This window comes from Geobacillus sp. FSL K6-0789 (assembly GCF_038593135.1).
Lineage (GTDB): Bacteria > Bacillota > Bacilli > Bacillales > Anoxybacillaceae > Geobacillus > Geobacillus stearothermophilus.
Map to the genome: position 1 here is coordinate 1246287 of NZ_CP151966.1, position 25733 is coordinate 1272019.

Annotated in this window: 19 protein-coding genes, 1 tRNA gene, 5 pseudogenes and 1 riboswitch; of the genes and pseudogenes, 21 read left to right on the top strand and 4 right to left on the bottom strand. The window is 51.1% G+C overall.

Annotation, left to right across the window (positions count from 1 at the left end):
* Positions 1-49 precede the first annotated feature (49 nt).
* The 10 genes and pseudogenes from glpK to NSQ51_RS06585 form a co-directional block, all read left to right on the top strand.
* Positions 50-1540 (top strand): glycerol kinase GlpK, encoded by a 1491-nt coding sequence (gene glpK / locus NSQ51_RS06540; RefSeq protein WP_033015553.1) that lies wholly within the window; start codon positions 50-52, stop codon positions 1538-1540.
* Between the two features lie 138 nt (positions 1541-1678).
* Positions 1679-1849 (top strand): annotated as a pseudogene (locus NSQ51_RS06545) (transposase); the annotation flags it as partial.
* Between the two features lie 144 nt (positions 1850-1993).
* The gene (locus NSQ51_RS06550; protein ID WP_033015554.1) at positions 1994-3019 is read left to right on the top strand and encodes an ABC transporter ATP-binding protein; all 1026 of its coding nucleotides are present in this window, start codon (positions 1994-1996) and stop codon (positions 3017-3019) included.
* Positions 3006-3932 (top strand): ATP-binding cassette domain-containing protein, encoded by a 927-nt coding sequence (locus NSQ51_RS06555; protein ID WP_061580709.1) that lies wholly within the window; start codon positions 3006-3008, stop codon positions 3930-3932. The genes NSQ51_RS06550 and NSQ51_RS06555 overlap by 14 nt, the downstream gene beginning before the upstream one ends.
* 18 nt (positions 3933-3950) lie before the next feature.
* Positions 3951-4919, top strand: coding sequence for an oligopeptide ABC transporter permease (opp4B, locus tag NSQ51_RS06560; RefSeq protein ID WP_121649976.1), 969 nt, complete (start codon positions 3951-3953; stop codon positions 4917-4919).
* Between the two features lie 21 nt (positions 4920-4940).
* The gene (locus NSQ51_RS06565) at positions 4941-5849 is read left to right on the top strand and encodes an ABC transporter permease (RefSeq protein WP_049625311.1); all 909 of its coding nucleotides are present in this window, start codon (positions 4941-4943) and stop codon (positions 5847-5849) included.
* 13 nt (positions 5850-5862) lie between these two features.
* A complete protein-coding gene (gene opp4A / locus NSQ51_RS06570; RefSeq protein WP_121649977.1) occupies positions 5863-7647 on the top strand; it encodes an oligopeptide ABC transporter substrate-binding protein in 1785 nt (594 codons plus the stop codon).
* Between the two features lie 50 nt (positions 7648-7697).
* A riboswitch (SAM riboswitch) is annotated at positions 7698-7802 on the top strand.
* A 180-nt stretch (positions 7803-7982) separates the two neighbouring features.
* Positions 7983-8159, top strand: a pseudogene (locus NSQ51_RS06575) (AraC family transcriptional regulator); the annotation flags it as partial.
* A gap of 54 nt (positions 8160-8213) precedes the next feature.
* Positions 8214-8348: pseudogene (locus NSQ51_RS06580) on the top strand (YjiH family protein); the annotation flags it as partial.
* 515 nt (positions 8349-8863) lie between these two features.
* Positions 8864-9031 (top strand): annotated as a pseudogene (locus NSQ51_RS06585) (YjiH family protein); the annotation flags it as partial.
* Positions 9032-9113: 82 nt separating this feature from the next.
* On the opposite strand, the gene mscL reads toward NSQ51_RS06585, so the two are convergent.
* Entirely contained in the window at positions 9114-9509 is a 396-nt protein-coding gene (mscL, locus tag NSQ51_RS06590; RefSeq protein WP_063166175.1) for a large conductance mechanosensitive channel protein MscL, read from the bottom strand.
* 149 nt (positions 9510-9658) lie between these two features.
* Between mscL and NSQ51_RS06595 the strand changes: the two genes are divergently transcribed.
* From NSQ51_RS06595 to NSQ51_RS06610, 4 genes and pseudogenes are all read left to right on the top strand, one after another.
* On the top strand, positions 9659-9928 hold the full coding sequence (locus tag NSQ51_RS06595; protein ID WP_259463633.1) for a hypothetical protein: 270 nt from the start codon (positions 9659-9661) through the stop codon (positions 9926-9928).
* 5 nt (positions 9929-9933) lie between these two features.
* A pseudogene (locus NSQ51_RS06600) lies at positions 9934-10882 on the top strand (YeeE/YedE thiosulfate transporter family protein).
* Between the two features lie 181 nt (positions 10883-11063).
* Positions 11064-12005: a carbohydrate kinase family protein gene (locus tag NSQ51_RS06605; protein ID WP_049626779.1), complete on the top strand. Its 942-nt coding sequence runs from the start codon at positions 11064-11066 to the stop codon at positions 12003-12005.
* Entirely contained in the window at positions 12005-12910 is a 906-nt protein-coding gene (locus tag NSQ51_RS06610; RefSeq protein ID WP_049625301.1) for a pseudouridine-5'-phosphate glycosidase, read from the top strand. Before NSQ51_RS06605 ends, NSQ51_RS06610 begins: the two co-directional genes overlap by 1 nt.
* 53 nt (positions 12911-12963) lie before the next feature.
* Here the strand turns inward: NSQ51_RS06610 and NSQ51_RS06615 are convergent, their stop codons facing one another.
* Complete coding sequence (locus tag NSQ51_RS06615) at positions 12964-13257, bottom strand: hypothetical protein (protein ID WP_235434242.1); 294 nt, start codon at positions 13255-13257, stop codon at positions 12964-12966.
* A gap of 127 nt (positions 13258-13384) precedes the next feature.
* Entirely contained in the window at positions 13385-14833 is a 1449-nt protein-coding gene (locus tag NSQ51_RS06620; RefSeq protein ID WP_342462708.1) for an IS66-like element ISGst1 family transposase, read from the bottom strand.
* 380 nt (positions 14834-15213) lie between these two features.
* On the opposite strand from NSQ51_RS06620, the gene NSQ51_RS06625 reads away from it, so the two are divergent.
* Positions 15214-16380, top strand: coding sequence for a HEAT repeat domain-containing protein (locus tag NSQ51_RS06625; RefSeq protein WP_014195544.1), 1167 nt, complete (start codon positions 15214-15216; stop codon positions 16378-16380).
* A 62-nt stretch (positions 16381-16442) separates the two neighbouring features.
* Here the strand turns inward: NSQ51_RS06625 and NSQ51_RS06630 are convergent, their stop codons facing one another.
* Positions 16443-17210: a class III extradiol ring-cleavage dioxygenase gene (locus tag NSQ51_RS06630; RefSeq protein ID WP_049625335.1), complete on the bottom strand. Its 768-nt coding sequence runs from the start codon at positions 17208-17210 to the stop codon at positions 16443-16445.
* A gap of 751 nt (positions 17211-17961) precedes the next feature.
* Between NSQ51_RS06630 and NSQ51_RS06635 the strand changes: the two genes are divergently transcribed.
* The 6 genes from NSQ51_RS06635 to NSQ51_RS06660 all read left to right on the top strand — a co-directional run bounded on the left by NSQ51_RS06635 (position 17962) and on the right by NSQ51_RS06660 (position 25658).
* Positions 17962-18034 (top strand) — tRNA-Arg (locus NSQ51_RS06635).
* An 815-nt stretch (positions 18035-18849) separates the two neighbouring features.
* Positions 18850-19098 carry a helix-turn-helix domain-containing protein gene (locus tag NSQ51_RS06640; protein WP_075261456.1) on the top strand — a complete coding sequence of 83 codons (249 nt, stop codon included), beginning with the start codon at positions 18850-18852 and terminating at the stop codon, positions 19096-19098.
* Between the two features lie 125 nt (positions 19099-19223).
* Positions 19224-20390, top strand: coding sequence for a peptidoglycan-binding protein (locus NSQ51_RS06645; RefSeq protein WP_269208237.1), 1167 nt, complete (start codon positions 19224-19226; stop codon positions 20388-20390).
* Positions 20390-20734 carry a hypothetical protein gene (locus NSQ51_RS06650; protein WP_230581431.1) on the top strand — a complete coding sequence of 115 codons (345 nt, stop codon included), beginning with the start codon at positions 20390-20392 and terminating at the stop codon, positions 20732-20734. The genes NSQ51_RS06645 and NSQ51_RS06650 overlap by 1 nt, the downstream gene beginning before the upstream one ends.
* Positions 20735-21505: 771 nt before the next feature.
* Positions 21506-23185 carry a DUF3578 domain-containing protein gene (locus NSQ51_RS06655; RefSeq protein WP_049625336.1) on the top strand — a complete coding sequence of 560 codons (1680 nt, stop codon included), beginning with the start codon at positions 21506-21508 and terminating at the stop codon, positions 23183-23185.
* Positions 23154-25658, top strand: a complete 2505-nt coding sequence (locus tag NSQ51_RS06660; protein ID WP_049625337.1) for a restriction endonuclease-like protein — start codon at positions 23154-23156, stop codon at positions 25656-25658. The genes NSQ51_RS06655 and NSQ51_RS06660 overlap by 32 nt, the downstream gene beginning before the upstream one ends.
* Positions 25659-25733 lie beyond the last annotated feature (75 nt).

The window sequence follows — 25733 nt, forward strand, 5'->3', positions numbered from 1 at the left end:
CTGGCATATGGGGATTGCAAGCTCATCAAGGAGAAGGGGGAAGAAGGTTATGAATCAATACATGTTAGCCATCGACCAAGGCACAACGAGCTCGCGCGCGATTTTGTTCAATCAAAAGGGCGAAATCGTCCATATGGCGCAAAAAGAGTTTACGCAATATTTTCCGCAGCCCGGCTGGGTTGAGCACAACGCCAATGAAATTTGGGGATCGGTGCTTGCGGTCATTGCCAGCGTCTTGTCCGAAGCGCAAGTGAAGCCGGAACAAGTGGCAGGGATCGGGATTACGAACCAGCGGGAGACGACGGTGGTGTGGGAGAAAGACACCGGCAACCCGATTTACAACGCCATCGTCTGGCAGTCGCGGCAGACGGCCGGCATTTGCGATGAACTGAAAGCGAAAGGGTATGACCCGCTATTCCGCAAAAAAACCGGCTTGCTTATTGACGCCTATTTTTCCGGGACAAAAGTGAAATGGATTTTGGATCATGTCGACGGAGCGCGCGAACGGGCGGAGCGCGGCGAATTGCTTTTCGGCACGATCGATACGTGGCTCATTTGGAAGCTGTCTGGCGGCCGCGTCCATGTAACCGATTACTCGAACGCGTCGCGCACATTAATGTTTAACATTCATACGCTCGAGTGGGATGACGAGCTGCTTGATATCCTAGGCGTACCGAAGGCGATGCTTCCTGAGGTTCGGCCGTCGTCGGAAGTGTACGCGAAAACCGCCCCTTATCACTTCTTTGGCGTCGAGGTGCCGATCGCGGGAGCCGCAGGCGACCAGCAGGCGGCCTTGTTCGGGCAGGCGTGCTTTACGGAAGGGATGGCGAAAAATACGTACGGCACCGGCTGCTTTATGCTCATGAACACCGGGGAAAAGGCGGTCGCGTCAAAACACGGGCTGCTCACGACGATCGCTTGGGGAATAGACGGCAAGGTCGAATACGCCCTTGAAGGCAGCATCTTCGTCGCCGGTTCGGCCATTCAATGGCTGCGCGACGGCTTGCGGATGATCAAAACGGCGGCGGACAGCGAAGCGTATGCCGAAAAAGTCGAGTCGACCGACGGGGTGTATGTCGTACCGGCGTTCATCGGGCTTGGCACGCCGTATTGGGACAGCGAGGTGCGCGGGGCGGTGTTTGGCCTCACGCGCGGCACAACGAAAGAGCATTTCATCCGGGCCACCTTGGAATCGCTTGCTTACCAGACAAAAGATGTGCTCGCCGTCATGGAAGCCGATTCCGGCATCTCGCTGACCACGTTGCGCGTTGACGGCGGGGCGGTGAAAAACAATTTCCTTATGCAATTCCAGAGCGATTTGCTTGCCGTTCCGGTCGAACGTCCGGTTGTGAATGAAACGACGGCCTTGGGTGCGGCGTATTTGGCCGGGCTGGCGGTCGGCTACTGGAACAGCCGAGATGACATCGCCGCCCAATGGCAACTCGAGCGCCGGTTTGAGCCGAAGATGGATGACGACAAGCGAACGATGCTCTACGATGGCTGGAAAAAAGCGGTGCGGGCGGCGATGGCGTTTAAATAACTATAGGGAACAAAGCAATAATCGATCGTAAATGGGCGGCCGCGGTCAAGCTGTGTCCTTTTCCACTTTTTTGTTCATTGCTTAGGCAGATGTTCCTTTCGTGGAGCATCTGCTTATTTATTGTCCAAAAAATAGTGGTTGAAACGAACAGACGAAATCATATCGTGCATTTTATCCCCTTATTCAAATGGGAAAATGGAGGGAACAAATAACAAGATCAAGCTGATGAAACGTCGGGGATACGGATACAGAAATATCCAGCGTTTTGCATGGCGGGTTCGGCTAGAAACAGCTAACATACTTTCATGACAGGTGCAAGTACAACTTTTGGTGATGAACCTTTCTATAAATATTGAATTTACGAAAAAAATGATAGAATACTAATTGAATTTACAAAAAAAAATGATAGAATATTATCTAACTAGTAATACTAACAAAAGGGAGAAGGACACATTGGCAAAGCAAACGTTATTGGAAATTGAGGAGCTGCGAGTCTCTTTCCGCATCGGTGATGACTATTATGCGGCGGTCGACGACGTTTCGCTGGCGATCGGAGAGAACGAAGTCGTCGCTCTCGTCGGGGAGTCGGGTTGCGGCAAAAGCGCACTCGCTTTGTCGATCATGGGTCTCCACCCGCCCGAAAAGACAAAAATTGAGGGGCGCCTGCACTTTAAAGGGACAAATTTGCTGTCGCTCTCCGTTGCCGAACTCAATCGCATCCGCGGCAAAGAAATCGGGATGATCTTTCAGGATCCGTTAACGGCGCTCAATCCACTCATGACGGTCGGCCGGCAGATCGAAGAAAGCATGGATTACCATCTGCGGCTGTCAGCAGCCGAAAAAAAGAAGCGAACGATCGTTTTGCTTCGCAAAGTCGGCATTCCGGAGCCGGAAAAGGTGTACCACCGTTATCCGCACGAGTTGTCCGGGGGGATGCGGCAGCGGGTCGTCATCGCGATCGCCATCGCCTGCGAGCCCGCCCTGCTCATCGCCGATGAACCGACAACGGCGCTTGATGTGACGATTCAGGCGCAGATCATAGGGCTGCTCAAAGAGTTGCAGCAGCAAATGAAAACGAGCATTATTTTAATCACGCATGATTTGGGGGTGGTGGCGGAAATGGCGGACCGTGTGGCGGTCATGTATGCTGGGGAAATCGTTGAGTTAGCGGACGTCGATACCATTTTTCACCGTCCGCTTCATCCATACACTCGCTCATTGTTGCAGTCGATCCCGTCTGCGCAGACGAAAAAGGAACGACTCCACGTCATCCAAGGGATCGTTCCGCCGCTGCATAAACTGCCGCGGCGCGGCTGCCGCTTCCAGCCGCGCATCAGCTGGATTGGGGCGGATAAGCACGAATCGGATCCGAAGTTGCGGGAAGTGGAGCCGGGGCACTGGGTGCGTTGCACATGTTACCAACATTTTTATTTTCCCGATGATCAAACGGTAGGTGGAATCGGCTATGGCGCTTCTTAACGTCAACCATTTGAAAGTATACTATCCGGTGCGCGGCGGTTTTTTTCGCCGGGTGGTCGACCATGTCCGCGCGGTGGACGATGTCAGTTTCACGCTGAACAAAGGGGAAACGTACGGGCTCGTCGGCGAGTCCGGCTGCGGCAAGACGACGACAGGGCGCACGATTATCGGTTTGATCCGCGCCACGGCCGGGGAAGTGCTGTTTGAAGGGACGGATTTGACAAAGCTTCGCCGCCGCGAGTTTCATCCGTATCGGAAAGACATCCAGATGATTTTCCAAGATCCGTATTCTTCGCTCAATCCGCGCAAACGTGTGCTCGACATTGTCGCCGAGCCGCTCCGCAATTTTGAACGCCTGTCCCCGCAAGAGGAGCGGCAGAAGGTGCAATACGTTTTAGAGCGGGTCGGCTTGAGCGCGGAGTCGATTTACAAATATCCGCATGAATTTTCCGGCGGACAGCGCCAACGCATCGGCATTGCGCGGGCGCTCACGCTCAATCCGAAGCTCATCATCGCCGATGAGCCGGTGTCGGCGCTTGATGTGTCGGTGCAGGCGCAAGTGTTGAATTTCATGAGAGAAATCCAGCAGGAGTACGGGCTGACGTATTTGTTCATCAGCCATGATTTAGGGATCATTCGGCATATGTGCGACCGCATCGGCATTATGTACCGCGGCCGGCTCGTGGAGGAAGGGACGAGCGAGGAGATTTTTACGAATCCTCAACATATTTATACGAAACGTCTGCTCTCCGCCATTCCGAACGCCGATCCGCGCGAACGCGGCCGGCAGGAGGCGCTTCGCCGCGAAGTGGAAAAAGAATATGAGCAGTCGTATTCCCGCTATTTTGATGAAAACGGCCGGGCTCACCCGCTCAAGCCGATTTCGCCGACGCACTCGGTGGCCATTCCGTAAAGAGGGGGAGACGGGAAGATGCTGAAATTTATTTTACGGCGAATCCTCATTATGATTCCGCAATTGTTTTTGCTGAGCGTCCTCATTTTCTTGCTGGCGAAGGCGATGCCGGGCGATGCGCTGACGGGGCAGCTGGCGGCCAACCCGAAAATGGATCCGCAGACGCTTGAGGAAATGCGGGAAAAACTTGGCTTGAATGATCCGGTACATATTCAATACATCCGTTGGGTGAAAAACATGCTGCAAGGGGATCTCGGCCTTTCCTATATCCACCAGCAGCCGGTCACTGATCTGCTGGCCGGACGGATCGGGAATACGGTGTTGCTGTCGGCGGCGATTTTAATTTTGACGTACCTGATTGCCATTCCGCTTGGCATCGTGTCGGGGCGATGGACAGATACATGGGCTGATAAGCTGATCGTCGGCTACAGCTATCTCGGGTTTGCCACGCCGATGTTCATTTTTGCTTTGATCATGCTGTTTATTTTCGGTTTTCACCTTGGCTGGTTTCCAACCGGCGGCAGCGTGGACGTTCAGGTCGAGGAAGGGACGCTCGCTTACTATTTAAGCAAATTGAACCATCTCATGCTTCCGGCGTTGTCGGGAGCGCTCATCAACACGGTCGTTACGCTTCAATATTTGCGCAGCGAAATCGTCGATACGAAAGTGAAAGATTTCGTGAAAACGGCGCGGGCGAAAGGCGTGCCGGAGCGGCACATCTATTGGCGCCATATTTTGCGCAATTCGTTTTTGCCGATCGCGGCGTTTTTAGGGTATGAGATCACCGGGCTTGTCGGCGGTTCCGTGTTTTTGGAGTCGATCTACAGCTATCCGGGGCTTGGCCAGCTGTTTTCGCAGTCGATTATGCAGCGGGATTACAGCGTCGTGACGGCGCTCGTCATGATTTCCGGCCTGGCGACGCTGGTGGGCACGCTGTTGTCGGACATCATTTTGAGTGCGGTCGACCCGCGCATCCAGATTGAGTAGGGAAGGAGGAAGACAGCTGACATGAAAGCGGAAATCAGCGGCCCAACGCCGGCCGGAGCGAACATCGAGAAAAGCCCTTCCGCCTTTTCGATCATGTGGCGGGAGGTGGTTCGGGATCGGCTCGCGCTTGGTTCGCTCATCATTTTAGGAATCCTTTTGTCGATCGTCTATGGCGTGTCGCTCTTTTTGGATCAAGAGGAAATCGTGAAAGTGGATTTTCTTTCCATCTATTCTCCGCCGTCAGCGGAACACTGGCTTGGCACAGACTACGGAGGGCGCGACGTGTTTGGCCAGCTCATCATCGGCGCCCGCAATTCGTTTACGATCGGGCTGGCCATTACGCTCATCACTGGGGCGATCGGCCTCATTGTCGGATTGGTGGCCGGCTATTTCGGCGGCTGGATTGACAATGTCATTATGCGCATCATCGATTTTATTCTCGTTCTGCCGTTTTTGATGCTCGTTATTGTTTTTGTCGCCATTGTGCCTAAATATAATGTATTGACGTTCATTTTGATCATGAGCGCGTTTTTGTGGACGGGCAAAGCCCGGCTGATCCGCGCCAAAACGCTGACCGAGCGCGAGCTGGATTATGTCAGCGCGTCAAAAACGCTCGGCACGCCAGATTGGAAAATCATTATTTTTCAAATTTTGCCCAACCTCAGCTCGATCATTATCGTCAATTTGACGTTAAATTTGGCGGGCAACATCGGCATCGAGTCCGGGCTCACGTATCTTGGCTTCGGGCTGCCGGAGAGCACGCCGAGCTTAGGGACGTTGGTCAGCTATGCGACCAACCCGGATGTTTTGCAAAACAAATGGTGGGTTTGGTTGCCTGCGTCATTGCTTATTTTAGTGATGATGCTGTGCATAAATTTCATCGGCCAAGCGCTGAAACGTGCGGCTGATGCAAGACAACGACTAGGATAAGGGGGAAGAAAATGTGAAGAGAAAATGGCTGGCGGCTCTCGCCGCGCTCTTGCTCGTGCTCGCCGGGTGCACGGGCAAATCCGACACAACGAGCGGAAAGGGCAACAATAACGAAAAACCGGCGGCTCAGAAGGAAGACATCAGCAAATTCCCGATGACGGTGAAAAACGACGGGAAAATCATCGATGGCGGCGTGTTGAAATACGGCCTTGTGTCCGATACGCCGTTTGAAGGGATGCTCAGCTCTGCATTCTACACCGGAGCGCCCGACGCAGAGATTTTGCAATTTTTTGACGAGTCGCTTTTCCGGACGAACGGTGACTATGAAATTACAAATGATGGGGCTGCCACGTATGAGTTGTCGGATGATAAAAAGACGATGACAATCCATATTAAAGACAATGTGAATTGGCATGACGGCCAGCCGGTGACCGCTGAAGACTTGGAGTATGCGTATTTGGTCATCGGCCATAAAGATTACACCGGCGTCCGCTATGGCGATGCGCTCATCCAAGGGATCGTCGGGATGGAAGAATATCACAGCGGCAAAGCGGATAAAATTTCCGGCATTAAAGTCATCGACAAAAAGACGTTGACGATCACATGGAAACAGGCCAATCCGTCGGTGTTGACTGGCATTTGGGCGTATCCGCTGCCGAAGCATTACTTGAAAGACATTCCGATCAAAGACTTGGCGAAATCGGATAAAATCCGGAAAAAACCGATCGGGTTCGGTCCGTTTAAAGTGAAGAAAATCGTTCCGGGCGAGTCGGTAGAGTTTGTTCGCAATGATGACTACTGGGCTGGCAAACCGAACTTGGAAGGCGTCATTTTGAAAGTCGTCAGCCCGCAAGTCGTCCTGCAAGCGCTGAAAAAAGGCGAAATTGACGTCGCTGGGTTCCCGACTGACCAATATTTGAACGCGAAAGGGACGAAAAACATTCAGTTTATCGGTAGAGTGGGTTTGTCGTACAGCTATATCGGCTTTAAACTCGGCCATTGGGATGCGAAAAAGCAGGAAAACGTAATGGACAATCCGAAATTCCAAAACAAAAAACTGCGCCAAGCCATGGCGTACGCCATCAACAACCAAGAGGTGGCCGACCGCCTGTATCATGGTTTGCGCTTCCCGGCGAACACGCTCATTCCGCCGTCGTTCCCGGGCTATCATGACAGTTCCATCAAAGGGTATACGTACAATCCGGAAAAAGCGAAACAATTGCTGGATGAAGCGGGATATAAAGATGTGGATGGCGATGGCCTCCGCGAAGATCCAAACGGCAAAAAATTCAAGATCAACTTCTTGGCGATGAGCGGTGGGGACATCGCTGAACCGCTGGCCAAATTTTATATGCAATGCTGGAAAGATGTGGGTCTCGATGTTCAGCTTGTAGACGGACGCTTGGCGGAGTTCAACTCCTTCTACGATATGGTCGAAAAAGACGATCCGAAAGTGGATGTCTACGCCGCCGCTTGGTCAACTGGAACGGACGTCGACCCGTACGGATTGTACGGCCGCAACGCCATGTTCAACTACTCGCGTTGGGTGAACGAGAAAAATGATGAGCTGCTGGAAAAAGGCCATTCCGAGCAGGCGTTTGACAAGGAGTATCGCCGGAAAATTTACAGTGAATGGCAACAGCTGATGAACGAAGAAGTTCCGGTCATCCCGACGTTGTATGGTTTGTCCATTTATGCCGTCAACAACCGCGTCGCCAACTTTACGGTTGACCCGAGCTCGAAACTGACGTGGAAAGATGTCGGCGTCACGTCCGAGCAACCGGAAGTCGAACAATGACGATTGTTGCCTTTGATGATGTACGATAAGATAGAAGATAAATTGCATACGTCTTATCAAGAGTGGGCGAGAGAACGGGCTTGATGACCCCACAGCAACCTGCCGCAGGCAAGGTGCTAACACCCGCAAAGCGGTTTCGCTTTGGATGATAAGAACGGCTCATGACCCCTTTCGCCTCATTCCGAGGCGAAGGGGGTTTTTGTCGATGGGAGGTGAAGGAGAAACAGTGGAGGAGGCGGTTTCGCTCCGTGCTTGCATGGCCGCTCATCTCCCTGCCGCAGCGTTCTCCGTTTGTGTCATGCGCTGTGTGCAGGCGGAGCTCATCCGGTTTGACTCTAAGGCGGCGGCTGACAAGCATCTTGGCACAAATCCGCCGGTTTATGAAAACATACGGCCTTGACCGCGGCGGAACCGAGCGGGAGTATATGCGCATTTTTCAAGACATTTTGTACAATCCCGTCTTGTATCGCATCGTTCAAGAATTGATTTTATTTTTATATCGGTTGTTCCACTTGCCAGGCACCGCCTTTTTCTTAATGACAAAAGCCGTCGATGCCCGCCGTTTGATCGACGCCGTCGCTTCCTTTGTCGGCAGCTACTCCATTGGGTTATTGATCACTAATAAAGTGTTCAAAGAAGGCAAATATACCGTGAAAGAAGCGGCGATCATCGCTACCGGCTTTTCCACTGTATCCGTGACATGTGAAGAAGTTGGGATTAAGTTAATAGTAACTGAAGAGTCTTATACAAGCGGAACATCATTTTTAGACGGAGAAGCTCCAACCAAAGAAAATTATAATAAAAACAGAAGAATTAAAAGAGGTTTATTTAAATCCAATAAAGGGATTTTAATAAATGCAGACGTGAATGGAGCTTATCAAATAATTAAAAAAGTATCTCCAAATGCTTTTAACAAAAGCTATGGAGTAGAGGCTGTGGTGTTACAGCCATCTAAGATATCCGTATCTTAGTAAAGAGTAATGTTTTTTATTACCTGAATCCGTGATAAAAACGCGTTCAAACTGCTGAGAAAGCTTGATAAATCAACAAATATCACACTTTTTGCTTTTCACTCAATAAGTGAACATCCGAAACTGGGCTAAACCCTTGATATGATTACGTTTTCCGGTGCTTTTGATGAGCTGCTGTCACGGATTCAGGTATTATATTTCTTTAATATTTTTTACCATTTTTAACATTACTCATAACATGGGAGAACTTGCGCGATGGCTTCATCATGATGATGGGCATTTTGCCGTCCATTATGTCAGTCGGACTGATCGGGCTGTTGCTCGCTGAATATACGCCGGTGTTTGACTGGTTGGGTTACCTGTTCTACCCATTCACCCTTCTGTTGCAAATCCCTGAACCGCTGTTGGCTGCGATTTTCGGGTTCGCCGCCATTCCATCAACCCGATTGAGAAGTTTCAGCGCCATGAAAGCCTGTCCATCTTCCAGACAGGCTTTCACGTCGTTTCCCGCTGCTGCTTTAACAAATCGCGAATTTCTGTCAATAGCTCCTCCTCTTTCGTCAGCGTCGGTGCGGTTTCCTTCACCTCTTCCTGCTTTTTCACCCGTTCATACAGCGTGTTGATCAATTTCACAAACAGGAAAATCGAAAACGCGATGATCAAAAAATCGACGACTGTTTGGATAAACGCCCCATATTTCACTTCCGCTTTGCCGACTTTCCAAGACAAATCGCTGAAATTGATGCCGCCTAGAATCAGCCCGACAAGCGGCATGATGATGTCATTGACGAGCGAGGAAACGATTTTGCCAAACGCCCCGCCGATGATCACCCCAACGGCTAAATCGATGACATTGCCGCGGACGGCGAATTTTTTAAACTCGTTCCACATGGTCATCTCCTTCCGAAGAAAATGTTCGTCTGCTATTATACCCGACCGGCCGCAACATTGAAACTTTTTAGCTTAAATCGTAGCAAATCAATTGGTTTTTATATATTATAGAATACGTTCATCAACCAAAACAAAAGGGGGAACGCATCGTGGAAGTGACCGCACAACAACGAGACGTTCGCGCGAAACAAGCAGCGAACGCCCCGAAACATCCGACTGCGTGGATTATTGCGGTCTCCATCCTCATATTGATCGGTGGCACGTTGTTCTTATATAGCCGTGTTTCCTGGCAACAGGCGCTTTTGTATGTGCTGGGAGCGTTTGGTGGATTTGTATTGTACCAGGCGCATTTTGGCTTTACATCCGCCTGGCGAAAGTTTATTCTATACCGCCAAGGGAAGGCATTCGGGCACAGATGATCATGATGGCGGCAGCCAGCGCGTTGTTTTTGCCGCTGCTCGTGAAAGGCTCAGTGCTCGGGCACCCGGTGTCAGGGTATGTATTTGGCGTGGGAGTATCGGTCATCGTCGGCGCTTTTCTGTTTGGCATCGGCATGCAGCTTGGCGACGGCTGCGCGTCGGGGACGTTGTACCATATCGGCGGGGGGCGATGCGAACGGCATCGTGACGCTCATCGGGTTCATCGCTGGCTCCGTCATTGCGACGACCCACTTTGACGTGTGGGCGAAGATGCCGCAATGGAAGCCGTTCTCGTTCATTGGCGAGTTCGGCCCCTTGGGAGGGTTTTTGCTTCAGTTGGTTTTGCTTGCGGTCGTCTACTATGCGGTGACGGTGATGGAAAAACGACGCCACGGCCAACGCGTTGCTGCATCGCTTGAGAACCATCATGGCTGGAAAGCGATTTACAAAGGGCCGTGGCCGCTTCTGGTCGGGGCGTTGCTCTTGGCTGTAACGAACGCGCTTGTGCTGATGATTAGCGGCAAGCCTTGGGGCATTACGTCCGCCTTCGCCCTTTGGGGAGCGAAGTTCGTGCAGCTGTTTGGCGTCGATCCGACTGCTTGGGCGTACTGGCAAGATGAAGCGAAACGGCAGGCGCTCGCGAATCCACTCTACTACGATACAACGACTGTGATGGACATCAGCTTGATGGTCGGCGCCTTATTGGCGGCGGCGCTCGCGGGCCGCTATACAAAACCCATTCAGTGGAAGCGTCCGACGCGCATGACGATCGGTGCGCTGATCGGCGGCCTGATGATGGGATACGGCGCCCGGCTGGCGTTCGGCTGCAACATCGGCGCGTATTTCAGCGGCATCGCTTCCTTCAGCGTCCATGGTTGGATTTGGTTTGTGTTTGCTTTCCTTGGCAGCTTGATCGGTGTCAAGTTGCGTCCGTATTGCGCGTACAAAAACTAAACGTTCGAACATCGGCATCCCGTCATGTTGGCGAGATGCTTTCTTTATGCAGGACGGCATATGGTACAATGGGCAGTGAGGCTTCGACAAGAGCAGCTGCCTGCTTGTTTGAAATCGTTTTCCTTGTTTTGGGAGAGCGGAAGGAGGACAGCGGTGTTCATTGGGAGAGGAGGGAAAAGGCATGCGGCAAGCGGCCTCGATCGTCTGCATTGGCGGGGCGAACGTCGACCGAAAGGCGCGGCTGCTTGCGCCGTTTCAGCTCGGCACGTCCCATCCCGTCACCACGACGCAAACCGCGGGTGGGGTGGCGAGAAACATCGCCGAAAACTTAGGACGGCTTGCTCAACCTGTTTCGCTCGTCAGCACCGTTGGCGATGATCGCGATGGACAGTGGCTCGTTGACGTGACGAGCCGATATGTCAATACGAGCTTCATCGTGCGAACGCCAAAAGCGAACACCGGGACGTATACAGCGGTGCTCGATGAACGCGGCGAGATGGTTCTCGCCTTGGCGGATATGGCCATTTATGATACAGTAGGGGAAGAATGGCTAAAGCAGCAATGGACTCGGCTCGGTCCGATTTCTGCGGTCGTGCTTGACACGAATTTCCCGAAGGCTGTCATTCGTTCGGTGATTGCACAATGCCGCCAAGAGGACATCCCGCTTTGTGTTGTGACGGTGTCGGTTCCAAAAGTGAAGCGATTGCCCAGCGATTTGTCTGGTGTGACGTGGTTTGTCACGAATGAAGCGGAGGCGAAGGCATTTGTGGGAAAAGATGGGCATACGGACGACATCATGAAAGCGATCCTTCACGCCGGCGCCCAGAACGTTGTCGTCACGCGCGGCGCAAACGGCGTCGCGTACGCCACCAAGCAAGGGGAAACAGAAGCGATTGCGGCGCCGAAGGTTGAGGTCACCGACGCCACCGGAGCGGGCGACGCCTTTGCGGCTGGATTTTTGTACGGCGTCTTAGGCGGACATACGGTGGAAGACGCCTGCCGCTTTGGGATGAGCAGCGCGGCGCTTACGCTGCAAACGGCCGAAACGGTGCATCCCGCTTTGAATGAACACCTGTTGCAAGCCGCCTATGCGCGGTATTTTCGCGAAGGGGGAACGAAGTGATGAATGATTTTCTCGTCTTTTCCGAAGAAGTCGCCCAAGCTAAAGCAGAACAAAAGCCGATTGTCGCCTTAGAATCAACGATCATCTCGCATGGCATGCCGTATCCGGAAAACGTGCAAACGGCGAAAGCGGTTGAACAGATCATCCGCGACCGCGGCGCCGTGCCGGCGACGATCGCCATTTTAAACGGAAACATCAAAATCGGGTTGACCGAAGACGAACTTGAACAGCTCGGGACAAGCCGCGATGTAGAAAAAGTGAGCCGCCGCGACTTGCCGTATGTCGTCGCCATGAAGAAACACGGGGCGACGACCGTGGCGGGGACGATGATTTGCGCCCAGATGGCGGGCATCCGCGTATTTGCGACCGGCGGCATCGGCGGCGTGCACCGCGGCGCCGAACAGACGATGGACATCTCGGCTGACTTGCAGGAACTCTCGCGCACCAACGTCGCGGTCGTCTGCGCCGGGGCAAAATCAATTTTGGATTTAGGGTTGACGCTTGAATACCTCGAGACGCACGGCGTTCCGGTCATCGGCTATCAGACGGACGTCCTGCCGGCGTTCTATTCGCGGACGAGCCCGTTTCGCGTCGACTATCGCCTCGACAGCGCAGAAGAAATCGCCCAGTTCATCGAAACGAAATGGAAGCTTGGGTTAAACGGCGGTGTTGTGATCGCCAATCCCGTCCCAAAAGAAGAGGAGCTCGAGGAGTCGTATATCACCGCCATCATCGAACAAGCGCTCAAGGAAGCAGAAAAGCAGCACATCACCGGCAAAGCGGTCACCCCGTTTTTGCTTGACCATGTGAAAACGTTAACCGGAGGCAAAAGCTTAAAAGCAAACATCGCCTTAGTGAAAAACAACGCCGCCTTGGCGGCCGACCTTGCCCGAGAGCTTTCTTGATGCGAACGCCCCCGCCTTGATGGAAAGGCGGGGGCATGATGGCAGTGGAGGATTTATCGAGCGTGAAGCAAATGGCGGATTTTTCGATCATGCTGGGCGATTTTGACGGAGTGGAAGTCGACCGTTTCTTGTGTTTCAACTGGTTCGACGCGGATGTGGCCGAGTTTCGCTTCGAGCCGTTCGAACCGTTCGTTCACGGTGCGCTCCAACTGGGCAATCTGCCGCTCAAACCGTCCATCCATCTCCTCGATGCGCTTGTCCATTTCATCCGTTTTTTCATTCAACGCTTGGACTTGGCGTTGGAGCGAGTCGAATTTCTCATGGAGCGCTTCGAACTGCTTGCGCATATCCGCCGCGTACAAATCCAGCACTTGCAAAATTTGCGCCAATATCGTTTTTTCGTAACTATTCACCCCAGTGCTAGTGTATAAAAAAGCCCAGCACAAATAGGGCATTTCGGTCATAGAAAATGCCCTAGGTAGCGGAAAGAACTCGATCGATCGTTTCGCCTGCCAACAGAAGACATAACGAATCCCACACGTTTTTTTCGTGTTTCGTCAGTGTGGAAACGATGCTTCTTGCGATGCAAAACGACTGCGCGAATGTTTCTTCGCGAAACGTACCCGAAATGTTCTCTTTGACTTTGACCATGCGAAGATCGCGTTCGGCTTGGTTGTTGTCAAAGGGAACATGTACTTCACGTAAGAAACGCAGCGCTTCTTCCTTTCGTTTTTGAAGGCGTCGAACAAAAGCGAGTGCTTTTTTCGGAAGAGGCGTCATCGTTTCTAATCGGTGTTGTGCTCTTTCTAGGATGCGATCATACACTCGTTCCCACCGTCTCGCTTCTTCTTCGGAAAGTGCACCGTGATGGGCTTCGACGGCTTGCTTGGCGGCTAACAGAAACGTGGTCATGCGCATCGCCCACGTATGCCCCTGTTCGATGAATCCTTTTAACTCACGCAAATGGTGGGCATGACAAAGGGCATGGGTGGCATGTGTGTATTTCGGATACGTACCGAACGCATCGTGCATCATCGTCCCTTCATATCGGGGAAGAATCCCGATCTCATCGGTCGCTTTTTTTCCACGAGAAGCGTGAGGAGCCAAGTATGTATATCTCGATGTACACGCGACATGCACCCATGCGAGTTTCCCATTGATGCGCAAACTCGTTTCATCGACATGCAGGATGTTGGATTCAAGTAAGGCGTCTTCGATGATGTCCATATTTGATTCCAGCGCTTCGCGTCCTCGTTTCACCATATTGGCAAGGGTTCCTGTACTAATCGAGTGTTGATATAACGCTTCGATTGTATCACTTAAACGCTTGTACGGGATCAATTGGATATGATGTAAATAAACAACGAGTGCCGTGAGCCGTGGACCGTATTGCACATGATTCGTGACATGGGATGGGAATTCGGCTTGTTGCACGCATCGACAATGTGGACACGATTTCACTTCACGTTCATGTTGTGTCACCTCGATCGCCACAGGAGGGACATCAAACACTTGACGGATATCGACTTTGAACGGTTTGACTTCACGCAAAGAAGCTCCACATCCTTGACACGTATGCACACGGTGGACGATGCGATGATGTGGATGTTCCACTTGACGGAGCGTCTTCCCCTCATGTCCCTCTTGCCCACCAGGCTTTTTGCCAGACGGCTCGCGGGAGGAACGCTTTTTCTCAAAACGGTCAGAAGATGGGGGCAAATGGCTATTGGAGCTGTTTTTTTTCGTGCGTGCTTCCAGCTCTTGAACACGGTACTTCAGTTGTTCATTTTCTTTGCGTAGCTGTTTGTTTTCTTTCAACAGTTGCTCAATGACTTGTTGCTGGTGAGTAATGAGCTGCTTTTGTTGTTGAACTTTGCCGATTAAGCCCTCAACTGTAAATACAGCTTGTTGTACCGTCAACATGCGATTCACCTCCTTGTCTATCAATATTCACATCATAGACAAGGAAAGAAGAAAATATTCAGCTCACTTTATGATGTGGCTGAATAGTTACGTTTTTTCTTCCACCCTCTTCACCTCCTTCCATTTCTAGCATATCAAACAAGCGAGTTTGCGAGAAGGAAAAACGGTTTCAAATCAAGCGGATTTTGTCTATGATAGAGGAGGAGATGCTGTGATGTTTGAAATGACCAAGAGCTCCTTTGGCTGCCCATTTCCATCGCATCGGCCGCTGCTTGTGTTCCATGTATGAAGGAAGAACCCGCAAACCCGTCGCGAGGAGGTTGAATGTCGATATTCTGTCAGCGACGGGGGGAAATTTCAGAAAAAAAGAAGGTGTGATCATGTCCTTTATTCAAACAATCGAGCCGCATTTGTTTAGCGACCATCCTGTCCTCCGCCAGTTTGCGTTTGACGCAATCGAAGAGTATCCGGATATTCCAGCCGCGCTTGTGGAGCGTTTGGTGGATGAGGCTGTAACGGCGGACAACGAAGAAACACGGAGGATGATTTTGCACGGCATCTCCAAACAGCCGTTGACCGACCGAGCGCTTGAGCAGTTGTTGAGCATGAAAGATGCAGCGAAGTACATCCGTTGGTTTTTCCCGTTTCCAGCCGCCCAGCTCGAAAAATACGGAGAACAGCTGCTCCCTCACTTCCCGCGGTCTTGGCAGCGAGCTGTCCGCCTTGCTTTAGAAGGAACGGAAGATGACGTATGGGAACACTATTTTTCAGTGCTTTCGCATTTGCACGAGGAAGAGTTTCACAATCACGATTGGTTTTTAGTAGCCAAGCAAGCCGTGCGCATTCTCGTTGAACGCGGATGGATGACGAAGGAAGATATCGGTCTGACATGGATGAAAAACGAGCAACAGCCTTGGTTTTCGTATGACGGCATTTTGGCGGTGTATGCGGTCTCGCTCGTCGGCGCCGCTGAATATATTCCCCGCCTCGCCCGACTGTTGGAACAACAAGACGGTGATGTGCTTGTTGATCAAGCCGTTTCCACCTTATCGATGTTCCAACGTGAAGAAACGATCGAAGCGGTGCGCCCATATGCGTTTCAGGAAGACACGGCGCTGTCCGCTATTCATGTGCTCGCCAACATCAAATCTAAACAGGCCGTGCGTGTATTGCGAGAAGTCTTTTCCAAGCAGCGCGATGATGACCTCCAAGCATTTTGCTTTGAGGCGCTTTGCCATCAGCTGGATAAAGAGGCGCTCCCAGAAGTAGAGCAGTATGTAAAAAGAGCGGAAAAACGAGGGCGTTCTTGGATGATTGATGTCGAACAGAACGCGTACGCCTATTATACGATTCTAGAGATCGATCACCCGAAGCTGGAAACGTGGAGAGCCATTGCCGAGCAGCGGTATCGCCATTTTCAAGCCGTGCTGCAAACACCTCCGCGGCCGACCAACATCCCATACCGCCGAAAAGAGCGAAAAATCGGCCGTAACGACCCATGTCCGTGCGGCAGCGGGAAAAAGTATAAAAAGTGCTGTGGCAAATGAGAACGCTGCTTTGTCTCAAAGAAACAGCCCGCCCCCACGCGGTGGCGTTGGAAGCGGGCCTTTTAAAAAGACACAGCCATGAGGCTTAAGCTTCCATATTGATATTCTCGGAACAACACGCGCGGCGCCCCGCCGCGATCGCCGGCCCCGTAGGCGATCCAGTACGGCGCGAGATGCTCGGGCGTCGGCACGGCCTGCTTGGCGTACGGCGCCTTGTTCTCATACTCGAACACCTCTTCACTATGGGCGGCGGATCGGCTGAGAAGCCAATCATCAAATGCGACGGCCCATTCGTCCGCCTCCGCATGCCCTTCCCAACGGAGCGCCATCAAATTGTGCACCGTCCCGCCGCTGCCGATGACCATCAATCCTTCGTCACGCAATGGACGCAGCGCCTCACCAAGCTGGAACAATTGCTTCGGCGTCCACCACGGCACGACCGACGCCTGCACAACCGGAATATCCGCTTTCGGAAATAAGCGGTAGAGCAGCACCCACGAACCGTGATCCAACCCCCGGGTCCGATCGACGGCCACTTCCGCCACACCGCCTAGGCGCTCCCGCACGCGCTCCGCCCACTCGACCGACCCGCGCGCCGGATACACCACTTCATACAGCTCGCGCGGAAATCCGGAAAAATCATAAATCATGTCATACGTCCCCTCAACCACCGAAACCGTCGGTTGGCGCGTCATCCAATGGGCGGTAAAGATGACGACCGCCTGCGGGCGAATTCCTTCCCCAAGCTTTTTCAAAAACGCCGTATACGCATTGTCTTCGATTGCCAACATCGGCGAACCGTGAGCGAGAAATAGGGCGTGGGATCTCATCGTTCCATTCCTCCCTTGAGTCATATTGACAGATCAACACTTTGCGGCCTGATGCCGCCTCTAGAAGGTTGGTGAAAAACCACTGTTTGACTTGATCGATGATTGAACGCGCGAACATAGAGGCTGATGCAACAAGTTTTTTCTACTTGAGAACCGATTTCCAGAAGCGGTTGCGCAAGTAAATCACCAACCTCCTAGAGAGCTGGTGAAAAATTTGTTTTTTGCTTGAACCGGTGGCAGTTCATCAGAAAGGGGGACAGATCTGACAAGGCTTCCCTAATTGAAAAAAATAATGGGGATGAGCTGCCTTTTTCATTCCTCGTCGGCCTTTCTAGACGATTCGACGAAAAACGGTGTATGGGCCGCTTCCCTTGCCAATCCCCTTACCCTTAGTGTAGCATAAGCATCCTTTGCCATTCTATGCACTTGCAAAACTTTTCCTTGTCCATTTAACCTTTTAAAACAGCAAAAAATCAGTTATAATATACCCGTCTAACACGCCATAAACGGTATGCATCAACAAACATGACTAGAGCCTGCCCCCAGTTCACTGGCAACCAAACAATGAACATATTCTCAAACTGGCCGCGCGTTTGATCGGTTGCACAGCGCCAAAGGCAAGGAGCGGTCTCGTTTCGATGTTTTTCCTCAAAAAACCAGGAACGGATCAAACAATCGGAATTCTCGACGTCTCGAGGGGATGGAGTCTCTCCCCTATCCGTCCCAGCGCTTAGGTGTACATTCTTATCATGGCCCCGTAGCTCAGTGGATAGAGCGTCGGTTTCCTAAACCGTGCGTCGGAGGTTCGAATCCTCTCGGGGCCGTTCCAACGATCCGACTAGTTCGGATTAAAATTCTTAAACCCCTTGATACGACTGCGTTTGCAGTCATTTTCTATTTTTTGGAATCCGAAAAAATACGATAGAATTTGAAAAAATTTTGCACGAATTTTGCACGGCTATTTGGCATGATGCAGTTCCTCCATTGCCAGATCAACTTGGCGGAATCCTTTTTGCTTCATTCCCTTCTATTCTAGAAACAGTCAAGTACCACTTTTGGCGAAGATCCAAAATGACATGTATAAGATAAAACGGGTTTGGTGTATGCACATCGGATTTTGCACGATTTAGACGTCGAGATTAAATGGAACTCAAACACATAAATTCAGGATGAGTTCATACGATCACGGTGGAGAAAATCGTCCAAAGCTATGGGAATATATAAAAAAATGGTCGAGAGCGACCGACGATATTGGAATAAACGAAAGGGATAAGAGGCGGCAATCAAAGACATCATTGTTACGCTTGCGGCTTTGGCGGCGCTAATCAAAAATGTCCTCGACATCCTAGACTGGTTCGACCGCCGCCGCAAGCGACAGTAAGCGGACGAGGGGGTGGGGTTCTCCCCAACCTCACCCTCTCACAACTATTATATCCGTTCTTCCACACAAATTCCATATGAAATGGTTGAAAAAGACAGATGCAACAGACTGGTTTTTCCTTATGCTGTATCTCTCCTGGCTTAGTGAAATTGATTTTGATGACATGACGTTTTTAAGATGGATCACATTGGGATTAGGGATCGTCTGGATCGTGATCGTCGTCATCAAATACAAACTGAAATTCGAAGGGGATGAATGATGGAGTATCATTTAAAAAATCGGAGAGAGGTAGAGGACTTCATTCGAAATGAAGTCCTCACGACTTCTGAAGTAGTTGAAATTCTTGGTGTCACACGTCAAAGAGTGAGTCAGATGATTGCGGGCGGCAAGTTAAATCCGATCAAAAAGCTACGCGGCGACAGTTTGTTTTTAAGAAGCGACATCGAGGAAAAGAAAAAAGAATTGGAGGCGTTGCGCAAGAAATACCGGCCGTATGATATGGAATGATGATTACGAATCTCCACCTTTAGAGTGGGGATTTTTTTATTTTAATACAAAATTCGACAATCTTTTTGATCAAAATTGATTACTATTGAAATTAATGGATAAAGCTTTGAAATGGGGGCTCAATGATGTACGTTGTAGATGGGACTAGCAGAATCATCTATTATCCATCAAATTATACAAATTATCTATGGAGTGGGCAAACGCTGAAAAGAGGTGATCGAAATGATTATGTGAAGACATTGCAATCTTGGCTTTATAAAGCCGGATTTAATCCCGGGGGAATTGATGGAGTTTACGGAGCAAATACAGAGAAGGCTGTGAAGGAATTTCAGAAGAAGGTTGGAATCACGGCCGATGGAATTGCGGGGAAACAAACGTACCAAGCTCTACAAGAGTATGTGAGAACACAAACAACAGTGTCCCGATCAAACTCATCAGGTAGCGATGATCGTTGGACAGGTCAGACGCTTAGGGAAGGAGATCGGGGACAAGCCGTAAAAGATTTGCAGGCTAAGCTTCAACGATTGGGGTATAACGTCGGAGCTGTTGATGGTATTTACGGTAAACAAACAGCAGAGGCAGTGAAAAGCTTTCAAAAAGCGCATGGGTTGACAGCGGATGGCTTGGCGGGAAAAAGCACTTATCATGCTATCGAGCACGCCATGCAGCAAAAAATTTATTATAATCAAAAAACGATTGTTGAGAATAAGTATAAAGCATTGGAAAACAAGGTTCATTCTAAAGATTCTACATGGGAAGAAGTGGTGAAATCTTTAAAAGAAATTGCTAAATTAGGATTTGATTTCATCATTGGTGATGATATTAAAACTTTATTGGATGGCAATGCTAGTACAATAGATAAATTGATTGCTTCCCTAAGCTTTATTCCAGGTGGTAAAGTTGTAAATGAGGGTGTTAAACTGAGTAAAATGGGGAGTAAAGTATTGTTGAGGCTTGATTTGCAATTTTTTGCTAGAGAAGCAGTACATTCTGTTATTAGATCTTTACCGGAAAATCCTAAAGATTTATTGAAGAGGGGATGGCAGGATGTAACTGATCCAAGAATGAAAGCAAATACTAAAATGAGAGAATATAAAGACCCTGTAACGGGTCTAAAAGTTAGATTTGACCCAGCAACGCCAGGAGCAAGTGGTTATGAAGGGAAAGATCATTATCATATATATAATCCTAATGCCACAGGAAAAAATGATATGTATTTGGACATAAATGGTAACCCGGTGGCAAAGGGATCAAAAGCTTCGCATATTGTGATTAATAGGGGGAAGAAATGATGAGAATATCTGATTTTCTTAAAAGATATAATTTACATGGGAGTTTAATTAATAATGTGGAATATGATTCCACTACAAAAAGAGTATCTATTGAAACTGAGTTATGTAAATGGCAGCAATTTGATTATGACGAAACTAAAGATCCTGAAATGATTGAGGGATTCATTGTTTTTGAAGATGTAACATATTTTGAAACAGATTGCGTTAAAGACTTTGATGCTGATGAAATATTGGAAGCGGTGCTTATTTCCGAAACTCCATCGCTTGAAAAAGTTAAAATAGTAACCGATGGGGTGAACATCATCATTATTGAGGCAGGGAATGTAGAGTGGCACTCACTTTGAGTTCAATGCTTGAGGAAAAGAACATTAAAATGTATACAGCGCATACAGTTGTATCGAACGATATTGCTTCATACAGTTTCGAGAAACAAAGGGAGGATGACATCACATATGAAGATGAACCGCCTCGCGAAATAAAGCTGGTGAAGGTGGATGGTACGTATGGAACGTATCGCGTCGAGGAGAAGATGAAGCCGAGTGATGTGGTGGGGTGTGCTTTGTTATCGTTTTACTTATAGCTTATTTTAGCTAAACAAAAGGCGGATCTCTCCGCCTTTTCGCACGAGATAGCAACTCAAAAGAATTTTGCACAAATTTTGCACAACACAAAAGAATGTGTCGCTCAAACATTAAAATATCAATACTTTTCGGTAAATGGTTATTATCCTCTCGGGCCGCTAGTGAAAACCCTTGCGATGCGGGGGTTTTTTCTTTATCTCCCGCCATATTCGCCGCAGCTCACCCCGATCGAGCGTTTGCGGAAATGGCGGAAAGATCCTGTCATGGCGAATGTATTTCATAAAGAACGAAACGATATCATGCAAGCCTTTGATCGATGGCTTATATCCATGAACATCCGGAGAAGGTGCTGCAGCGCTTGGGGGATGGGGCGTGATGAGAAGTCCACTCTTCATGTTGCATGTATATACATAAAGAACGCCTGCTCGTGACGAAAGAAGCGGCTCTCTCACTAGTTGAGAGAGCCGCTTTTTTAGTAGAATAGAAGAAAAATAGAAACGAAGAATAACATTTCTATACGAAGGAGTTATTCCCATGTCATTGCACGATCTTTTCCGCCAAGTGATGGCCATTTACGAACAAGAAAAACGCGAAAAACTGTCAAAAGAGCGGCGGACGTTTCAGTTAGTGACGCGGGCGATTCCAGAGGCGTTGAAAGCGCTGCCGTTTCTGCCGCCTGATCGGTATATGGTGAAAGGGTCGGTCGGTCAAGGGAATTGGACCGACGTGCCGTGGGTGGCGGTGATGGACCAAGAAGTGACGGATTCGACGCAGCGAGGGTATTATATCGTCTACTTATTCAGTGAAGATAGGCGCCGCCTCTATTTGACGCTCGCCCAAGGGGTGACGGAGACGCCGAAAGACGAAATGGAGCGGGTGAAGCGGGACATCCGCCAACTCATTCCCGCCGGAGAGCGCGTGCGGACCGATGATGACATCCGTCTTGGCGAAAGCAAACGGGCGAAAGACTACGAACGGTCGGTGGCGGCGTATATCGCCTATTCGTTTGACGATCTGCCATCCGATGAACAACTCGCGCGCGACCTCGAAACGATGATCGATTATTACCGACAGTATGTAGAGCGAACAGAACCAATGGCATCGCCCGAGCAGGTCTTTTCCTATCGGGAGGCGGTTGAGCATATTCATTCATACATATCCGCCAAAGGTTTTTATTACACAAAAGAGGAAGTGGCCAACCTCTTTCTATCGTTAAAAACAAAACCGTTTGTCATCTTGTCCGGCATTTCTGGAACGGGGAAAACGAAAATCGTTCAATGGCTCGCCGAGAGCGTCGGCGCCACGGAAGACAACGGCCGCTTCGCCTTGATCCCCGTCCGTCCGGACTGGAACGACGGCTCGGACTTGCTTGGCTATGTCGACATTAAAGGCGAGTTCAAGCCCGGGCCCCTTACGAACGTCATCATCGAAGCCGAGAACCATCCGGACAAACCGTATTTCGTCGTGTTGGACGAGATGAACCTCGCCCGCGTTGAGCATTATTTCAGCGATGTCTTAAGCGTCATGGAAAGCCGCCGCTGGGAAGACGGGCGCATCACCTCGTCACGGCTGCTGCCGCGAGAAACGGTGGGGCGCGACCTTTTTCTCCCACCGAACGTCTACATCATCGGCACGGTCAACATGGACGAGACGACCCACCCCTTCAGCAAAAAAGTGCTCGACCGCGCGAACACGATCGAGTTCAACCGTGTCCGTCTCGACCATCTCGACTTTTTGCGCGATGTGCCGACCGTTGCACCCCAACCTGTCGGGCAGGAGCTGTTCGCGGCGCGGTATTTGCATTTGAAAGATGTGTACGCACGCTGCCCAGAGCTTGTTGAAACGGTGACGAAACAGCTCGTGGACATCAACCACATCCTTGAGCCGCTCGGGGCGCACATCGGCTACCGCGTCCGCGATGAAATCTGCTTTTATCTTGCTTACAACGAAGAAGGAAAGCTGATGGAATTTGACAAGGCGTTCGACTATTGCCTGATGCAAAAAATGTTGCCGCGCCTTTCAGGAAGCGACGCGCGGCTCGAGCGGGCGCTCAAACAGCTGTTTGTCCTGTGCGCCGGTTTTGAACCGGATGGGGACTACAGCGGTGCGCTTGATGTGTCGTACGCCCGCTATCCAAAAAGCGCGGAGAAAATTTGGCGCATGCTGCGGAGGTTAGAGGACGATGGCTTCACTTCGTTCTGGCTCGGGGCGTGACGACTATGAGCTCGTCCATATCGAAACGGAACAGCTCACGCTCGTAATCAAAGGAAAGCCGTACCATGAACAATACGAAGGGCTTAAGCAGTACCGCCGCCTCGATTTCCACGAGACGATGGAGTTTTTCGCAAGCGGCGAAGGGGTGCGAAACGTCAAGCTGTTTGACGTGGACGCGGGGGCGCTTGTCGACTGGTCGGGCGGCCACCGCCCGATTTTCTTTGAAAACGGCGTCTATCAGCTGCTTGTCGTTCCGAAAACCGAGCGGGTGCTTACCTTTTATCATGAATCGCCAGCCATTCGGAACGCCATCAGCCTGGTGGACATCGGCGGACAGGCGGTGTTGATGGGCAACCTCTATTTCCCGAATGAAGTCGGGCTGTCGACATTCGAAATCCGCGACGGCCACCGCTCCGTTTTGGACGTGACGATCGAAATTTTTCCGACGAAATTGACCTACAAACAAGACTACCAGCGGCTGCTTGATGAAGTGAGCGAAGAAATTTACAACTTGGCGTTTCACTTTATCAAGCGCACATACCAGCGGGCGAAGGCGAAGCGCAGCGGCGCGCCGTCCCGAAGCGAATTTTTCCGGCTTATGGAGGCGCATATCGGCGATTTTTTGCAGGCCATTCGCCATATCGAGCGGCAGCCGCACCATCAACTGTCGACCGTCCATGTGAGGGTGCGCGGCGACCAGCTCGGCCGTTTGGATGCGGCAGGACGGAATGATTTGCGCAAGCGGCCGCATGTGTTCCGCGATGTCAACCGCGGCATCGACATTGGAAGTCGAACCGTCATGCCGCAATCGGGGCTCAAAGCGAAACAAGAACTGACGTACGACACGCTCGAAAACCGGTTTGTCAAATGGATGATGACGCGCCTTGCCGAGAAGCTGCGCGATTTGTTCGAACACGTGCAAGGGAAACAAAGACGGTACGAAACAGAACCGGATCCGGGTTTGCTTGAGCGCATCCAATCGATGATCCGCGCCCTCGAAACCCGTCTCCGCCACTCCTTTTGGCGGCCGATCGGGCGGCTTGACCGCTCTGTTGCGAGCCTCGTCCTGCAAATGGCGCCTGGATACCGCGACGCTTATCAGCTGTTTCTCCTCATCACCCGCGGCCTCGCCTTGCAGGGAACGCTGTACCGAATGTCCGTCAAAGACGTGGCGACGCTGTACGAGTACTGGACGTTTCTAAAACTCGGGCAGCTTCTCGGGAAAAAATACAGACTCATCAGTCAAAACGTCATCCAAGTGAACCGCTTGGGGCTGTTCGTCCATCTCGACAAAACCCGCTCCGCCAAGCAAGTGTACGAACATCCGCACACGGGCGAGCGAATCACGCTCACGTACCAGCTGTACGAAGGGAGGCTGCCGACCGTCCCGCAAATGCCCGACACGGTTTTGGCGATTGAAAAGAAGGGAAAAGACTATACGTTCAACTACATTTTCGATGCCAAATACCGCCTCGATTTCGCCGTTTCCGGCAGCGCGTATGAAAAACGGTACGGAATGCCAGGCCCGATGGAAGACGACATCAACACGATGCACCGCTACCGTGATTCCCTTGTCGCCCGCCGCGGCGGCCCGTACGAGCGCACCGCCTTTGGCGCCTACGTGCTCTTCCCGTGGCATGACGAAGACAGCTACCAAGCGCACCCGCTGTACAAAAGCATCAACGACGTCAACATCGGCGGCCTGCCGTTTTTGCCGAACGCCACCCGCCTGGTCGAGCAGTTCATCGAGCGGCTGATTGAAAAGAATCCCGAAGAACTGCAACACGAAGGCATCCTGCCGCAAGGGATCATCGAAGAATGGCGGTCGGCGTTCGATGAGCATGTGCTCGTCGGCATGGTGCCAAGCGCGCGGCATTACGAAGTCTATGTGAAGCACCGCTTCTACCACATCCCGGTCAAGCAGCTGAAAAAAGGCTGGCAAAACGCGCGCTACATCGCCCTTTACCCGAAGCGGGGAGCCGCCCCGCAAAACGGGGTCACGTGCTTTGGCAAAATCGCCGCTGTGAATATCGTCAAACGATCGGCCATCACCGAGCTGCCGAAACGAAGCGATGAGGAATACGTTCGCTTCGAAGTCGAAAGCTGGCACTTTCTCCAACACGTCATCCGTCCCGTCGGCTACGGCATCGCCGTTTATGCGATGACGACGCTCAACACGCTCAAGCAGGCGAAAGAACTGCCCGAACTGTTCATGAAATCAAGCGACGAAATCGCCCTTTGGCGCATCCTGCGGCGGCTGTCCGACCGCATCCGCTTCGACCTTGACGCCCGCTACTTGGATCAGGCGTCCAAAATCACCGCATACCGCGTCAAAAACGTGTCCATCCGCCTGGAAAGCGGCCGTCTCATCATCACAAACGGCGCAAAGCACAAAACAATCCCCGCCGACCTGCTCCGCAGGCAGCCGTCGGCCGTGTTTCGCGAAGTGGTGGGGATGATGGGGGAGGGGTGAATGATGGATAACCAGGCGGTTATGACCGAAAAGCGGCCCCTCTTCCCTTTGGAAACAATTTCTGTTTCGACAAAT

Bases quoted from the DNA above. Each gene is read 5' to 3' on its own strand.
- NSQ51_RS06565 (WP_049625311.1), top strand. From the start codon at position 4,941: ATGAAAGCGGAAATCAGCGGCCCAACGCCGGCCGGAGCGAACATCGAG.
- NSQ51_RS06615 (WP_235434242.1), bottom strand. From the start codon at position 13,257: ATGCGCAAGCAGTTCGAAGCGCTCCATGAGAAATTCGACTCGCTCCAA.
- mscL (WP_063166175.1), bottom strand. From the start codon at position 9,509: ATGTGGAACGAGTTTAAAAAATTCGCCGTCCGCGGCAATGTCATCGAT.
- NSQ51_RS06630 (WP_049625335.1), bottom strand. From the start codon at position 17,210: ATGAGATCCCACGCCCTATTTCTCGCTCACGGTTCGCCGATGTTGGCA.
- NSQ51_RS06660 (WP_049625337.1), top strand. From the start codon at position 23,154: ATGGCTTCACTTCGTTCTGGCTCGGGGCGTGACGACTATGAGCTCGTC.
- NSQ51_RS06610 (WP_049625301.1), top strand. From the start codon at position 12,005: ATGAATGATTTTCTCGTCTTTTCCGAAGAAGTCGCCCAAGCTAAAGCA.
- NSQ51_RS06555 (WP_061580709.1), top strand. From the start codon at position 3,006: ATGGCGCTTCTTAACGTCAACCATTTGAAAGTATACTATCCGGTGCGC.
- opp4B (WP_121649976.1), top strand. From the start codon at position 3,951: ATGCTGAAATTTATTTTACGGCGAATCCTCATTATGATTCCGCAATTG.
- NSQ51_RS06625 (WP_014195544.1), top strand. From the start codon at position 15,214: ATGTCCTTTATTCAAACAATCGAGCCGCATTTGTTTAGCGACCATCCT.
- NSQ51_RS06655 (WP_049625336.1), top strand. From the start codon at position 21,506: ATGTCATTGCACGATCTTTTCCGCCAAGTGATGGCCATTTACGAACAA.
- NSQ51_RS06605 (WP_049626779.1), top strand. From the start codon at position 11,064: ATGCGGCAAGCGGCCTCGATCGTCTGCATTGGCGGGGCGAACGTCGAC.
- NSQ51_RS06620 (WP_342462708.1), bottom strand. From the start codon at position 14,833: ATGTTGACGGTACAACAAGCTGTATTTACAGTTGAGGGCTTAATCGGC.
- NSQ51_RS06650 (WP_230581431.1), top strand. From the start codon at position 20,390: ATGAGAATATCTGATTTTCTTAAAAGATATAATTTACATGGGAGTTTA.
- NSQ51_RS06640 (WP_075261456.1), top strand. From the start codon at position 18,850: ATGGAGTATCATTTAAAAAATCGGAGAGAGGTAGAGGACTTCATTCGA.
- NSQ51_RS06645 (WP_269208237.1), top strand. From the start codon at position 19,224: ATGTACGTTGTAGATGGGACTAGCAGAATCATCTATTATCCATCAAAT.
- glpK (WP_033015553.1), top strand. From the start codon at position 50: ATGAATCAATACATGTTAGCCATCGACCAAGGCACAACGAGCTCGCGC.